The sequence below is a fragment of the Pseudothermotoga hypogea DSM 11164 = NBRC 106472 genome (assembly GCF_000816145.1).
GTDB classification, from domain to species: Bacteria; Thermotogota; Thermotogae; order Thermotogales; family DSM-5069; genus Pseudothermotoga_A; species Pseudothermotoga_A hypogea.
Genome location: NZ_CP007141.1, coordinates 683,499 through 697,734 on the forward strand (window position 1 = coordinate 683,499; position 14,236 = coordinate 697,734).

The following is a 14,236-nucleotide window of genomic DNA, read 5'->3' on the forward strand; positions in this document are numbered from 1 at the left end:
ACTTTCGATCACTCCTTCAATACCTTATGCGCGGATCGAGGACCGCGTAGAGAACATCAGCAACCAAATGCGCGATCAAAACGAAGATACCCGTGAAGACCAAAAGGCCTATCAACAGGGGTGTATCTTGAGTGTTCAACGCCTCCAAATACGCGCGCCCGATGCCTGGCCAGGAGAACATCGTTTCCGTAATGATACCGCCACCCACCGTGAATCCCAAGCTTATGACGAAGTTGGTGACCAAAGGCAAGAGCGCGTTCCTCGCAGCGTGCTTGTCCCTGACGACGTTGTCCGGTAAACCTTTCGCCTTAGCGGTGGTTATGTAGTCCTCCCTTATGACGTCCAGCATCGTGTCGCGCATGACGAGCATACTACCCGCAAAAGAGTAGAGGGTCAGTGTGAGCACTGGAAGCACCATGTGCTTTATGATATCCCAGGCGTAAACAGAATAGCCCGAGAGGATCCATATCACGATTGAAATAACGACAGTAATAGCTGAAGAAGTGTAAAGCACGGCTTTCTTAGCGGGAATCGTTTTGAGTCTGTTTGAGATCAGTAGGGCGATCAGAAAAACTACGAGAAACACCAAGGCCGTCAAGAGAAGCCTGATGAAGATCGTTTGTGCCGATAAAGGTGCGGTCTTCCACAGGTTCGGGTCAATGAACTGGTTGAGGGGCAAGATCTTCAGAATCACACCGAACAACCAGATGTTGAAAATTGCAAGCAATGGTAAGAAAATCGTCCAAAAGACGATCCCAACGAACGTGGTCGTTTTATCGAGCAAACCACTCCTTTTCCACGCTGCCCTTTTTCCGAGGTTGTATCCAAGCAGATAAGAAACAAGCGTGGAAGTGACGAAAAGGAAAACTGTCCTCGGTAACCTTTCTGCTATGATCGTCGTCACCCTGGTGGGAAAGTAAGAGAAGGAGATCCCCAGGTCCAGCGTTAGAAAGTTTTTCATATAGATCAGATATCTGATATGTGCGGGCTTGTCGAAGCCAAACTGTCGTTTCAAATTCTCCCTGATCTCCGGCGTCAGCTTCGGATTGAGAAGGTACTGATCGACGAAACTGCCCGGCATCGCTTCGATCAACCAGTACACCACCGTCACGTAGATGAACAGTAGTATGACTATTTGCAGCACTCTCTTTCCGAGAAACTTCAGCACGCTCGATCTCCTCCTTTGTGAAAAACCCAACCGCCCAGACGGGCGGTTGGGCACATTTACAGCGCTACGAAATCATCTTCATTGAGCAGTCTTGACGAGTGCAGGCACTCCGCCCACATATTGCAAACCAGACAGCGTTTGTTCGTACGGGAATACGATTTGATCGACCCTGTAGGCTTCCACGATTGGTGTGTCGAACAGAACGATGTACGGAAGGTCCTCTGCTAAGATTTCCTGAAGCTTGAAGCCGAGCTCCTTCGCCTTGTTTATGTCGGAAGCTGCTAAGAATTCATCGGCGAGTTTGTCGAACTCTGGGTTGTTGTAACCGGCCGCATTGAAGTCGCCCACACCGGCGCGTTTGCTGTGGAAGAAGTCGGCCATGTGGTCTGGATAGTAGCCCAAACTCCAACCGAGCATGTAGATGTCGAAGTTGAACGGCTCGTCCCAGACCCTCTGGACGATGTAGTTGAAGTCCACCAGGTTGGCCTTGATGGGTATGCCTATTTCGTTCGCCCATCTTTCGATGTAGAGCGCCATCGTGGCTCTCATTGGGTCGTATCCGGTGCCCGGAGCGAGCAACTCGATCTGTTCGATCCTCTGACCGTTCGGAGCGATGAGACCTCTACCCTGTCTCACGACGTTGTTACCTTCGATCTTCGGTTCGACAACCCATTTGAAACCAGCCTTCTTCAGAAGATCTATCGCGAGTTTTCTTCTCTCACCGTAGCTCATACCGTAACCTGGTGTGATTTCCGGAACCTTCGGGTTGTACCAGAAGGCGTTTCCAACGGGCACGACGCTGTACTGCGGGAAGGCCTGACCACCAAGGACCCTTGAGCAGAGGAACTCTCTGTCGATGAGCGCAGCTATGGCCTGTCTGAATTCCTTGATGCTCATCGGGTATCTTCTCATGTTGAAGCACATGTACCTGAAGCCGTTCGTCGTGTTGCTGATGACCTTCACGCCACTGGCCTTGGCAAGCTGGTCTGCCTCACCCTTCTGCAGACCGAGAGAGTTGAACACGAAGCTCACATCGCCGTTTATCAACGCAGTGATCGCAGCCGCCCTGTTCAGGTATATCCTGTAAATGATGTCTTCCACGTAGGGACCAGTGACGAGCTCGAGCATCTTTTCACCCGTGGGTTCACCGTAGCCAGCCCAATAGAAACCGGTATTGGGGTTCTTGATCTCAACCGCACCGTTCTTGTAGAGGATGAGAGTGCTTCCTTTGTCGAAGTAGTCTGGCCTGGCCTTCTGCTGGACGAACGCTCCCTTTTCCCATTTGACCAACTTGAACGGGCCTATGATGGGTTCATCAAAGTTGTCGTAGTTGTAGAGAGTCTGCAAGGGAGCTCCCGTCTTCAACGCTTCTTCAACTTTTGGTTCCCAGTATTTCTTGGACAGAATGGGGGCCATCAGGGCTCCGAAGTTCGCCTTCGCCAGACTCGGCTGAGTGAAGTAGATCTTCACCGTGAAATCATCGATTTTTTCTGCTTTGACGAAGTAGTCAGGATCGATCATGCTTGCCCAGTTTCCACCAAGACCGTATTCCTTGATCAATTTCATAACGGTGTTCATTGTCCAGACAACATCGTCCGCGGTGAACTGCGTCCCGTCAGACCAAAACACATCCTTTCTCAGAGGTACCGTGTACGCCCACAGATTCCCTTCCTGCTCGATCTTTGGAAGATCCGCTGCAAGGCTTGGAATCCAGTCGAACCTCACGTCAGAATAACTGTACAGCGCTCCGTACCAAGTTCCGAGCACGTACGAGTTCCACACTGTGGCGTTTGGACCGTAGTGATTCCATGGATTCAGCGTCTTAGGTTCCTCCAACAGCGCCCAGTTGATAGTCTGTGCGAAGACTGAGAGCACAACCAGGATGCTGACAAACACGAACAGCTTTCTCATTCCCTCTACCTCCCTTCTTGGGTTTTGGCATTTCATATTATACTATCATAAAATCGTGACTTGACAAGTGTTTCAGCCGTTCCATCGTTCCCTTTTGTATTTTTCCAAAACGTTCAAGACGTAGTCTATGTCAGCGGGTGTGTGGTCTGCGTTCACTTGGAACCTTATCGTTTCATCACCCTTCGGCACAACAGGATAGTTCAACCCAGTGGCGAGCACGCCATGTTCGATCAGATAGTTCACCAAATCTGCCGTCCTTTTCGTGTCTCTCACCAGAAGTGGGACAATAGGATGTTCGCTCTCGATCGTCTCATAACCCAGCCTGACCAAACCTTCGCGGAATCTTCTCGCCAAGCCTCTCAGGTAAGAGAGCTTTTCTCTTCCCTCCTGACTGTCCAGGATTTGCAACACTTTCAAAGCACAGGCGGCCTCGGCCGGAGTGATGGGATTGGAATAGATGTACGTGATCGCCTTCTCTCTGAGGTAAGTGATCAGTATCTCACTCGAAACGACGTATCCTCCGTTGACACCGAAGGCTTTCCCAAGAGTTCCAATCAAAAGATCCGCCTTAGCGTTTGTGACTTCTTCGGTGCCTCTCCCCGTCTGACCGAAGGCTCCAACGCCGTGCGAATCGTCAACGATGGTGACGATGTTCTGAGGAAAATGTCGATCGTACTTTTCCGCCAGGCTCTGTATCACGTTCAAAGGAGCGTAATCTCCTCTCATGCTGAACACACCGTCCGTGACGATGATCAGCCTCTCTGCCTTACCGACGCTTTGAACGATCTTTTCCTCGAGATCCTTCATGTCGAGGTGTCTGTATATGAACCTTTCCTTCGGTCGTGCGAGCCTCACCGCATTTATGATGCAGTTGTGGTTCAACTCGTCACTGATGACTATAGTCTCTGGAGTTACGAGCGAGGCGATGACACCTATCACCGTCACGTACGCGGCACTGTAGATCATCGCCTCTTCTCTCGCGTGAAACCTCGCGAGGGCTTTCTCAAGCTCTCTGTGGGGTTGAAATGTCCCGCTTATGAACCTCACGGCGCCCGGTCCGACACCGAACTTGCGCGCGGTTTCCTCCTCCACCTTTATGATGTCCTCCCTCAGAGACATCCCCAAATACGAGTTCGAGTTCATCCTTATGAATTCTTTGTTGCCGAAGCCCTTCAACAAATACCTTGGACCCTTACCATCGGACGGTTTCTTCACATCGACGATGATGAATTCCTTTCCCTTCGCCCTTCCCTCCCTCTTGAGCTGTTCCAGCTCTTGGAACAAAGCGTTTTCCAGTCTGTCTATCGCCACCGTTGTCGCCCCCTTCCATGGTCATTATACAATGTTTTGTTTTTGTAGTGCTTTGTTGTACACTGTGATTTGGAAGAGACAGAAAGGAGGATGACACATGAAGGCTTTGGTGAAGACATCCATGGCGGAAGGTCTCACGATGATGCAGGTGCCGGATCCGGATGAACCGGGTCCGACGGAGGTTCTCATCAAGGTAAAAACGGCTTCCATATGTGGTTCGGACGTGCACATCTACAGATGGGACAGTTGGGCGCAAAGCCGAATAAAACCACCACTCATAATCGGACACGAGTTCTCAGGAATCGTGGAGAAGGTTGGTGAAGCCGTCCAGACGGTGAAAGTTGGAGACTACGTCGCTTGTGAGACGCACATACCCTGTTTGAGTTGTGCACAGTGCCGAACGAACAGAATGCATGTCTGTCGGGACATGAAGATACTCGGTGTTGATGTCAACGGGGCGTTTGCCGAGTACGTGAAGGTTCCTCAGACCGTGGTGTGGAAGTTGTCGAAAGAAATCGATCCGACCTTCGCATCGGTGATGGAACCTTTCGGTAATGCCGTCCACACGGCAAGCGTCGAGGACCTCACGGGTAAGATCGTTTTGATCAGTGGCGTCGGACCCATAGGTGCCATGGCGATACAGGTGGCGAAGGCTTCGGGTGCGGCTTTCATAATCGCTTCGGAAATAAAGGAATTCAGAAAATCTCTCGCACTCGCCAACGGTGCGGACATTGTCATAGATCCCACGAAGGAAAACCTTGAAAGTAGAGTGATGCAGCTGACCGATGGAAACGGTGTCGACGTGTTCCTGGAAATGTCCGGAAGCGTGGAAGCGCTCAAACAGGGTCTGAAGGTAACGACGAACGGAGGAGCCGTCTCGATCCTTGGACTCTACGGGAAGGAGGTTTCCATCAACATCGACGAACTCATCACCTTCAAATCTCTCAGACTCTTCGGTATCACGGGAAGAAGAATGTTCGAAACATGGTATGTGGCGGACAGACTCCTGAAGCACAAAAAAGTGGACCTCTCGAAGGTCGTGACACACGTTATCAGATTCGATGAATGGAAATACGGTTTCGAACTGATGATGAAGGGAGAGTGTGGAAAGGTTGTCATGAGGCTCTGATCATTCGATCATCAGAAGGTACGGATAGTGTGGTTGACCTCCCTCTTGAACATCTATCTGAGGATTGTCCATAACGTTCTTGAAAACATTTTCTAAGATGGCCACATCGTCGTCTCTGGCGTCTTGACCCTTGAATATCGTGACGATCTCTCTTCCTCTCAGATCCAGTGCGAGCAACGCTCTGTGCAGCGCCTGCTTCAACGATTGACCGTGTGCGATCAGCGCTTTGCCTTTCAAGATCATGTATTCACCTTTCTTGATCTTCGTGCCGTTGTGCTTTGCGTCTCTGACGGCACGCGTGATGCTCAAGGCGATTATGTAGCTCGCGGCCTCCTTGAATTTTCTTGTCAACGCTTCTTCCGATTCGTTCGGATCGAAGGCCATCATGGCTGAGATACACTCTTGGACGGTGTTCGTCGGTATGATGATCACCTTCTTGTCGTTGATTTGCTCCGCCGCCTGCTTGGCAGCCATATGGATGTTGGGATTGTTCGGAAACACGAAAACAACGTCGGCGTTGACCCTCTCGATCGCGATCTTCAAATCCGCCGTGCTGGGGTTCATAGTTTGTCCACCGCGAACGATCTGGTCCACGCCGAGATTCCTCAGTATCGTGCTGATACCCTGGCCCGGTGAGACGGCGACGAAACCGTACTTTCTTCTCTGCTCGGCTTGTTGCACAACGTGCTCATGCTGCAGTTTCATGTTGTCTATCTTCACCTTCAAGATCTCTCCGTACTTCAGTGCCTCTTCTATGACCAGACCGGGATTGTTCGTGTGCACGTGCGTTTTCAGAATGGCCGAGTCGTGCACCACAACAGCAGAGTCTCCCATACCTTCAAGGAAACTCCTGAACAGTTCCACTTCCACATCGGAAAAGTTGTTCTCTCTCTTTATCATCACCTCTGTACAGTACTGAAAGGTCAGCTCCTCGATTGGAAGTTCGACCGTCACTTCACCATCCTTGCTCGTGAGTAGCTCCAAATTTGCTTTCTCCCCGAGCGCAGCGGCGTAGAAACCTTTGAATATGTAGAGCAATCCCTTCGCACCGGCGTCCACCACATTTGCCTCTCTGAGAACCGGCAAAAGTTTCGGAGTTTCTTTGACTGCTTCTTCGGCAACTTGGACTATCCACTTCAAGACTTCCGGAAAATCTTGAAAGTTTGCAGCTTCTTCGGAACGTTCGACGATTCTCCTCAACACGGTGAGGATCGTACCTTCAACCGGTTTCATGACGGCTTTGTACGCCACGTTCTTTGCTTCCTTTATCATTCCCAGGATATCTCGGGGCTCTAAGGATTTCTTTTTCTCACAGTAAATCGCAAAACCTCTGAAAATTTGTGAAAGTATCACTCCGGAATTTCCACGTGCTCCCATCAATGTACCATTCTTTATTGCTTCCATGACAGAACAAAGATCGGTCTTCGTCAGTTGCTCCAAGTACTTGCAACCCTCGCGCATGGTTGCGAGCATGTTCGATCCGGTGTCACCATCGGGAACGGGAAAGACGTTGAGGGCGTTCAACTCATCCACGTGGAGTGCGAGTTCCTCTGTCCCTTTCTCGAACGCGAGCTTCATGAATTTGCCATTCACTTTTGGCAAGTCAGCACACCTCCTCAACGAACTCCCGTAACGTGCACGTTAACCTCAACGTCCTCGCAACCACCAACATTCTGCATGACGTGAGACACGTTTTCCATGATGTTCTTGGCCACCTCTGTGACCTTCACCCCGTACTCCACCTCTATGTAGATGTCCACAACGACCTTTCCGCTGTCATGTTCCTCGACTTTGATCCTTTCTTCTTCTTTCTCGCCAAAAAGCTTTCCAAAAAAGCTTTCCGATGAAATGTTCACAGGCCCATAGCTCTGAAGCGTGGCTATGTACGCGAGTTTCTTGAGTGCTTTCAAACTCACTTCAAGATCTCCGCATTCCAACTTGATCACCATAGGTTCCTACCTCCTTTCTCAAAAATAATACCACACGATCGCGAATGCTCTCTGGATCAAGCTTTTGCAACTTCAAGAGTTCCTCCCTACTACCGTGCGGTACGAAATCATCCTCGATCCCCATGAGAAGAACCTTTTTGACCAAGCCCCTGTCGTTCAGAAAATTCAAGACAGATTCCCCAAAACCTCCATTGATCACACCCTCTTCCACGGTGACGATCGATTCGTGAGTCTCAGCGATCCTCAAGAGCGTTTTTTCGTCCAGAGGCTTGACACAACGCACATGAACAACCGTGGCGTTCAAGTTTGCACTGAGAACGTTCTGCACCATCGTTCCGACAGCGAGAACAGCCACGTCCTTTCCCTCTTTGATGATCTCCCACTGGAACGGATCGATCAACTTCGATTGGTTCCAAAGTTCTTCGAAAATCCCTGCTTCCGTCTGTTTTGGGTACCTGATCGCCACAGTTCCGTTCACGTTCATTTCAACCACGGATCTCAGCACGTTCACAAGGTCTTGCAGGCTGCGCGGAGCAAATATTTTACTGTTCGGGACCGTTCTGAACAAAGCGATATCGAAAACCCCATGGTGCGTCGGACCATCCTCACCGACCAACCCCGCACGATCCACGGCGAAGATCACGTTCAGATCTTGAAGCGCCACATCGTGAACGATCTGATCGTACGCACGTTGCAGGAATGTCGAATAGATAGCCACAACTGGTCTCATGCCGACGCTCGCGAGCCCCGCTGCGAAAGTCACACATGACTGTTCGGTGATACCCAGATCCACGAACCTGTCGGGCAGGCTTTCTGAAAACTTCCTCAGGCCGGTTCCGTCTGGCATCGCCGCCGTTATAGCGAACAACTTTTCGTCGGTCTGAGCCAGTCTTAACAGGGTTTCACCAAAGACCTCACTGTAGGAGAGCCAACCTTCCTTGAGGACGGGCTCGCCAGATTCTGGATCGAATTTCGGTGAGCTGTGGAAGAAAACACAGTTCTCCTCCGCCGGTTTGTAACCTCTACCCTTCTGTGTGACGACATGCACGACGACAGGATAATCGTAATCCCTTATTCTTTCGAATATCCCAACGAGGAGCCTCAGATCGTGGCCGTCCACGGGCCCGATGTGTTTCAAGCCGAGTGCCTCGAAGAAATCCACACCCTGAATGAATTGTTTCAGGCTCTCTCTGAGTCTTTTCAATTCTTCTTCGAGATTCTTTCCCAATGAGGAAATCGAGAGCGCCTTTTTGACCAGATTCTTGAAAGTGAGATACGCCTGGCTCGTACGCAATTTGGCGAAAGCTTCTGAGAGTGCTCCAACGTTTTGAGAAATGGACATACCGTTGTCGTTGAGTACGATCTTCAATTTCGAATTCAAACTCTTCAACTGGTTCAAACTCTCGAGCGTTTCTCCATTCGTCAGTGCACCGTCACCGAGAACGACCACCACATTCTTCTTCTGACCGAGCAGGTTCAGCCCCTTCTCTATGCCCAGTGCGGCAGCCACCGCCGTACCAGCATGGCCTGCGCCAAACCTGTCCAGCGGGCTTTCCTTAGTGGTGTTGAAACCGCTTATGCCCCCAAACTTTCTGAGCGTTGAAAACTCGTTCCATCTGTAAGTCAAGAGCTTGTGCGCGTAGCACTGATGGGAGGTGTCCCAAACGATCACGTCTTGTCTCGGGTCGAACACTTTGTAGAGCGCCAATGTGAGCTCAACAACACCCAGATTGGAAGCCAGATGGCCTCCGTTCTGTGAAACGACCTCGATGATCCTCTTTCTTATCAAATCGGCGAATCTTTCTAAATCCTCAACCTTCGCGTCCTTCAGTTGATCTATCGTCAGCATACGTTTGCACCTCGCTCCGATGCAACTGTGCGTACAGATCCTCAACCTCGATCTTTGCCTTGTTCAGCGCTTCCTGCAACCTTTTGTACATCTCGATGCCCCTTCTGTAGAACTCGAGTGATTCATCGAGTGACAAATTCTGAGAGTTCAGAAGCTCAACAATTCTCTCAAGCTCGTTCATCATATCTTCTATCTTCATCCACTATCACCCTCACCGACCCATCGTGGAATCTTATCACGAGCACATCTCCATGGGATAACTGGCTTTTCGATACCATTCTCACACCATCCTTTTCCGCGATCACATAACCGCGCTTAAGTTCAGAGATCGGATCAAGAAGGTTCAGCTTGGCACCCAGTAGTTCCATCCTTTGGTTCAAAGAATCGATCTTTCTATCGATCGCAGATTTCATCTCTTCGAGCCTTTGCTGTGAAAGTTTTCTGAAGTCTTCCAAAGACTCGATTACGCTGCCTTTCATCTCGAGCAGTAGCTCTTCGGAATGTTCCCTGACGTTGTTCAAGATTCTCAGCACGTTAGAATAGCACAACCCCAACGACTGTTGCACGCCGTTCATAACGTCTCGTATGTCGGGTACCGCATACTGCGCAGCCGCGGTCGGTGTGTGGGCAGCCACATCGGCCACAAGATCAACGAGCACCGTGTCTATCTGGTGTCCGACTCCCGTGATCACAGGATGCCTCAGTTCATAAACGCTCATCACAACCTCCTCGTCGTTGAACAACCACAGATCTTCCTTCGCGCCTCCACCCCTCGCTATTATGACAACGTCCAGTTCACGAAGGTTTGCATCGGACAGAGCCCTCAAAATCTCCTCCTTGGCTGACTCTCCCTGAACACTTGTGTGATAGAGCACCAGTTTGACGAATGGAAACCTCTCCGAAATCGTTCTCACTATGTCCTGAAAAGCTGCTGAATCCCTCGAGGTGATGACACCAATCAGCGAAGGAAATCTCGGCAACTTTTTCTTCGGTCTGGAGAACACACCCATCCTGTTCAGCTTCTCGTAGGTTTCTTTCAGCTTCAGAAACATGGCACCTCTGCCGGAAAGCAACTTCAATTTCTTGCACAGGAGTCTGTACTGACCTCTCGGGGCGTAAACTCTGACATCTCCGGTGACCTGAACCATCTGTCCGCTCTCCAGATGAACCTGCATGTGTGCCCCTCCAAACAGAATACAACCGATCGAAGCGTAATCATCCTTCAAAGAGAAGAACAGATGGTTGTTCCTCGTCCTGCAATCAATAACCTCGCCTGCGACCGTAACGTCCGTCAGGTTTGGATCGCCTTCAAAGAGATTCTCTATGTAGAAGGTGATGTCGCTGACAGTGTAAACGCGCTCCTCATTCCAATCCACAGTGCTTCCTCGCCTTCTCGACGATTTTTGAAGGCAAACCCAGTTTTTGCGCAAGTTTGAGACCGATTCTTTCAACCTGCTTGACGTTCGGAACGAGCGAATAATCGAACATTTTGTGTGGATCTTCTTCCTCGAAGTTCTTTATCCTTCCACAGCTGTAAACGTTCTTAGCTTGCATGACAACACGTGGATAGTGCGTCGTCAGGAAAACATGATCTGAAGAACCAAGCAAATGTTCCACGATAGCGAGTGCGAGCGCCTCTCCTTCAATTGGATTGGTGCTCGTTCCGAACTCGTCGAGCAACAGCAACTTTCTTCCTTCGAGCTGAAGTGCTTGAACGAGCGAGCGGATCTCTTTGGCGAACGAACTGAAACCCATTTCTTCTCCTCTCGAAACAAAGCGTACGAACTTGAAAATAGGACTCGAAAACTCTTCAGCTGGAACAGGATAACCGAGCTGAAACAGAAGCACAAATGAACCTATGGTCCTGAGCGCCGTCGTCTTTCCTCCCATGTTTGGCCCACACAGCACCGTCACACCCGGTCCTGTTTCCAGACTGATCGGATAGTACTCGTAACCGTTCTTTCTGCAGTAATTCAAAGTGGGAACGAACCTGCCCTTTATCATCCTGAGGTTCTGTGAGAGTGTGGGTTCGCAACAACCATATTCGAAGTACATCCTGTAACGGGAAAGGTCCAGATCGACAGTCTCGACGGCACGCTCACACAAAATGAGTAAATCCACAAAATCTGCAATCTTTCTGCTGACATCCTTCAAAAGTTTTGAAGCCTCGAGTTCCATCTCCTCTTCTAAACGCTCCAGATCGTTCTTCAGCGACGTTGTCCACTCGGTATCAACCAGGCGCAGGTGCCAACGTTCACCGTAATCCTTCACAATCTGTGCCAGTCTCGATTCGACGAGTTTCTCTCCGACCTGTGCAGAAACTGTGAACTCCTCACCACGAGGCCTCAGGCCCACTAAGGTTTGTATTTCGTCGCACAGCCGGTTGAGTTCCATCTTCAATTTCTTTGATGTCTCAAGGTGTGCTTTCCTCAGCGCAACGAGTCTTTCAGACTGAAGCTGCAGAGTTTCTCCATCGCCAAAGTAGTGCGACAGAACCTTCCAAAGGCCGTTGATCTCTGGTAGGTCCCAAGTCTGATCTGCAATCCTTCGAAGAGACAAGAAATTGAAGACGAACCTTTTGAGCTTCGCAAAATCCGATATCTCCAGAAAGCCACTCTCTAACTGATGACTCAGATCCGGAATCCTCTCCAGAATCTTCTCCAGACTCAGCACGAGCTCGTTGCTCAGTTTCAAAACCCTTCTCAACCTGTTCCAGTGGGAGGAAAATTGTTCCTCAGAGTTCATGATGCAAGAAAAATCCTCCAAGGCCCTCCTACCGTACACAGTCTTTGGTAAGAAAGGCCCCAGAATCTCATCGATCATCGTGAAGGATCTCGTTGGTCCGTCCACGAAATCGCTCATTCTTTCACCGACTCACCATCAACAGTAACAAAGGAGCGAAGACTTCTGCGACCAATGACATCACCGTGATCATCGTGTTGAGGGATGGACCTGCGGTGTCTTTGAACGGATCTCCAACGGTGTCTCCAACGACGGCCGCTTTGTGTGCCTCAGAACCTTTACCCCCGAGGTGGCCTTCCTCTATGTACTTCTTCGCGTTGTCCCAAGCACCTCCAGAGTTGGCCATGAAGAGTGCGAAGATTATGCCGCTCACGATACTACCCGCGAGGAATCCCGCCAGCGATTCTCGGCCAAGAACAACGAGCGTCAGCGCCGGAGCCACGATCGCGACTATGCCTGGAAGGAGCAATTCTTTGAGTGCACCTGCCGTAGCGATGTCAACACACTTCGCATAATCGGGCTTCGCCTTTCCCTCAGCAAGGCCGGGTATCTCACGGAACTGCCTTCTTATTTCCTCTATCATTCTTTCGGAGTTTCTGCTCACCGCCAAAATCAACATCGCAGAGAGCAGTGGCGGCATCATGGCACCTATAAAGACGCCTGCGATCACTTGGGGGGACATCAAGTCCAGCGTTTTTATATCGACAAGGTGTGTGTAAGCTGCGAACAACGCCAGCACGGTGAGGGCCGCTGAACCTATGGCGAATCCCTTCGTTATAGCTTTGGATGTGTTCCCGGCCGCATCGAGCATGTCCGTCACCGCGATGACTTCTTCACCCAAACCGGATTGCTCCGCTACACCTTTGGCGTTGTCAGAGATCGGTCCGTAGGCGTCTGCAGAAATTATGGTACCCACGATTGAGAGCATTCCGAGCGCGGCGGACGCGACACCGTAGAACGGATCTATTCCAAAGGCTCTGGCCAGATACCAAGATGCGATCGTCGCCGCGGCGATACAAAGGATGGGTGGAACGATGCTGACCAGTCCGTACGAGAATCCCATGAGTATGTTGATCGCAGTGCCCGTTACCGATGCCTCGGCGATCGTTTTCGTCGGCTTCTTCTCTATTGAAGTGAAGTAATCCGAAGTCAGTCCTATCACTATGCCGGCGCCGAGGCCCGCGAGCGTCGGTAAGAACACACCCAGCCACGAATTTCCCTCAAGACCTGAAAAACGTGTGACCAAGAACAGGAGCGCAATGAAGATGAAACACGTCAAGAACGTTCCGAGGTTCAAAGCCCTCCCCGGACTCTTCTTGATGCTGCGCGCGACGAAGAGCAAGGCCAACATCGAGGAGAGCAATCCCGCCGCAGCTATGGTTAAGGGCAACACAGTGAGCGTTTCACTCGCAATCTCCGCACCGATGATCATCGTCGCAACGACGCTCGCAATGTAGGAATCTGTGAGATCCGCACCCATGCCGGCAACGTCTCCAACGTTGTCCCCGACGTTGTCCGCTATCACCGCAGGGTTCCTCGGATCGTCCTCCGCTATCCCAAGTTCCACCTTACCGACCAGATCGGCACTGATGTCCGCCGTCTTGGTGTAGATGCCTCCACCCGCCTTCGCGAACAATGCCAAAGCGCTCGCTCCAAAGCTGAAACCAAGGACGACGCTCGCCGCGTCTGGATCAGACCAACCCAATAACACCTTGAAGACAAAGAACAAGACCGAGATTCCCATCAACGATATACCGACCACGAACAAGCCCATGACCGCTCCGCCGTAGTACGCCACCGGGAACGCCGCTTTGAGTCCCTTCTGTGCTGCGGCCGCCACCCTCACGTTGGCTTCCACGGCGGCTCTCATACCCACGTAGGCGGCAAGTGTGGTGCATGCCGAACCGAGTGCGTAGGCGATCGCCATCGCAAAACCCATCGTCGTTCCTTTGAGAAAACTCGTGACAGCTCCCAGCACGATCGCCATGACCAGAACGAAAACAGCCAGAGTTCTGTTCTGCCTTCTCAGATAGGCGAGCGCCCCTTCTTTGATTGCGTCGTGGATCTGCTTCATCTTCTCGTTGCCCGCATTCTTTCTTAAAACGTAAATCATAAGCGCGAGCGCCAAGACCATCGAGACCGCACCAACCAAAAGGCTCAGTGCGAACCAGCTCACG

At 50.9% G+C, this 14,236-nt stretch carries 11 protein-coding genes; 1 reads left to right on the forward strand and 10 read right to left on the reverse strand.

Annotated elements, in window-relative coordinates; all coding sequences use genetic code 11:
* Positions 1 to 16: 16 nt before the first annotated feature.
* The 3 genes from AJ81_RS03525 to AJ81_RS03535 form a co-directional block, all read right to left on the reverse strand.
* Positions 17 to 1,168, reverse strand: a complete 1,152-nt coding sequence (locus tag AJ81_RS03525; protein ID WP_031502220.1) for an ABC transporter permease — start codon at positions 1,166 to 1,168, stop codon at positions 17 to 19.
* A 78-nt stretch (positions 1,169 to 1,246) separates the two neighbouring features.
* Positions 1,247 to 3,079, reverse strand: coding sequence for an ABC transporter substrate-binding protein (locus tag AJ81_RS03530; protein WP_031502218.1), 1,833 nt, complete (start codon positions 3,077 to 3,079; stop codon positions 1,247 to 1,249).
* Positions 3,080 to 3,151: 72 nt separating this feature from the next.
* Positions 3,152 to 4,390 (reverse strand): aminotransferase class I/II-fold pyridoxal phosphate-dependent enzyme, encoded by a 1,239-nt coding sequence (locus AJ81_RS03535; RefSeq protein WP_031502216.1) that lies wholly within the window; start codon positions 4,388 to 4,390, stop codon positions 3,152 to 3,154.
* 97 nt (positions 4,391 to 4,487) lie between these two features.
* Between AJ81_RS03535 and tdh the strand changes: the two genes are divergently transcribed.
* On the forward strand, positions 4,488 to 5,519 hold the full coding sequence (tdh, locus tag AJ81_RS03540) for an L-threonine 3-dehydrogenase (RefSeq protein ID WP_031502214.1): 1,032 nt from the start codon (positions 4,488 to 4,490) through the stop codon (positions 5,517 to 5,519).
* Here the strand turns inward: tdh and AJ81_RS03545 are convergent, their stop codons facing one another.
* The 7 genes from AJ81_RS03545 to AJ81_RS03575 are packed head-to-tail and all read right to left on the reverse strand — an operon-like array spanning position 5,520 to position 14,235.
* Entirely contained in the window at positions 5,520 to 7,112 is a 1,593-nt protein-coding gene (locus AJ81_RS03545; RefSeq protein ID WP_306452430.1) for a DAK2 domain-containing protein, read from the reverse strand. It abuts the gene before it with no gap.
* A gap of 23 nt (positions 7,113 to 7,135) precedes the next feature.
* Complete coding sequence (locus AJ81_RS03550; protein ID WP_031502211.1) at positions 7,136 to 7,468, reverse strand: Asp23/Gls24 family envelope stress response protein; 333 nt, start codon at positions 7,466 to 7,468, stop codon at positions 7,136 to 7,138.
* Positions 7,437 to 9,314 (reverse strand): 1-deoxy-D-xylulose-5-phosphate synthase, encoded by a 1,878-nt coding sequence (gene dxs, locus AJ81_RS03555; protein ID WP_161687852.1) that lies wholly within the window; start codon positions 9,312 to 9,314, stop codon positions 7,437 to 7,439. The genes AJ81_RS03550 and dxs overlap by 32 nt, the downstream gene beginning before the upstream one ends.
* Entirely contained in the window at positions 9,280 to 9,516 is a 237-nt protein-coding gene (gene xseB, locus AJ81_RS03560; protein WP_051368794.1) for an exodeoxyribonuclease VII small subunit, read from the reverse strand. The genes dxs and xseB overlap by 35 nt, the downstream gene beginning before the upstream one ends.
* The gene (gene xseA, locus AJ81_RS03565; RefSeq protein WP_038059519.1) at positions 9,485 to 10,693 is read right to left on the reverse strand and encodes an exodeoxyribonuclease VII large subunit; all 1,209 of its coding nucleotides are present in this window, start codon (positions 10,691 to 10,693) and stop codon (positions 9,485 to 9,487) included. Before xseA ends, xseB begins: the two co-directional genes overlap by 32 nt.
* The gene (locus AJ81_RS03570) at positions 10,680 to 12,179 is read right to left on the reverse strand and encodes a MutS-related protein (RefSeq protein WP_031502204.1); all 1,500 of its coding nucleotides are present in this window, start codon (positions 12,177 to 12,179) and stop codon (positions 10,680 to 10,682) included. The genes xseA and AJ81_RS03570 overlap by 14 nt, the downstream gene beginning before the upstream one ends.
* A gap of 4 nt (positions 12,180 to 12,183) precedes the next feature.
* A complete protein-coding gene (locus AJ81_RS03575; RefSeq protein WP_096325180.1) occupies positions 12,184 to 14,235 on the reverse strand; it encodes a sodium-translocating pyrophosphatase in 2,052 nt (683 codons plus the stop codon).
* Between the last annotated feature and the right edge of the window lies 1 nt (position 14,236).

What these genes read in the sequence shown, in the direction of transcription:
- AJ81_RS03530 (WP_031502218.1), bottom strand. Translation starts at nt 3,079, where the DNA reads ATGAGAAAGCTGTTCGTGTTTGTCAGCATCCTGGTTGTGCTCTCAGTC.
- tdh (WP_031502214.1), top strand. Translation starts at nt 4,488, where the DNA reads ATGAAGGCTTTGGTGAAGACATCCATGGCGGAAGGTCTCACGATGATG.
- AJ81_RS03550 (WP_031502211.1), bottom strand. Translation starts at nt 7,468, where the DNA reads ATGGTGATCAAGTTGGAATGCGGAGATCTTGAAGTGAGTTTGAAAGCA.
- xseB (WP_051368794.1), bottom strand. Translation starts at nt 9,516, where the DNA reads ATGAAGATAGAAGATATGATGAACGAGCTTGAGAGAATTGTTGAGCTT.
- AJ81_RS03570 (WP_031502204.1), bottom strand. Translation starts at nt 12,179, where the DNA reads ATGAGCGATTTCGTGGACGGACCAACGAGATCCTTCACGATGATCGAT.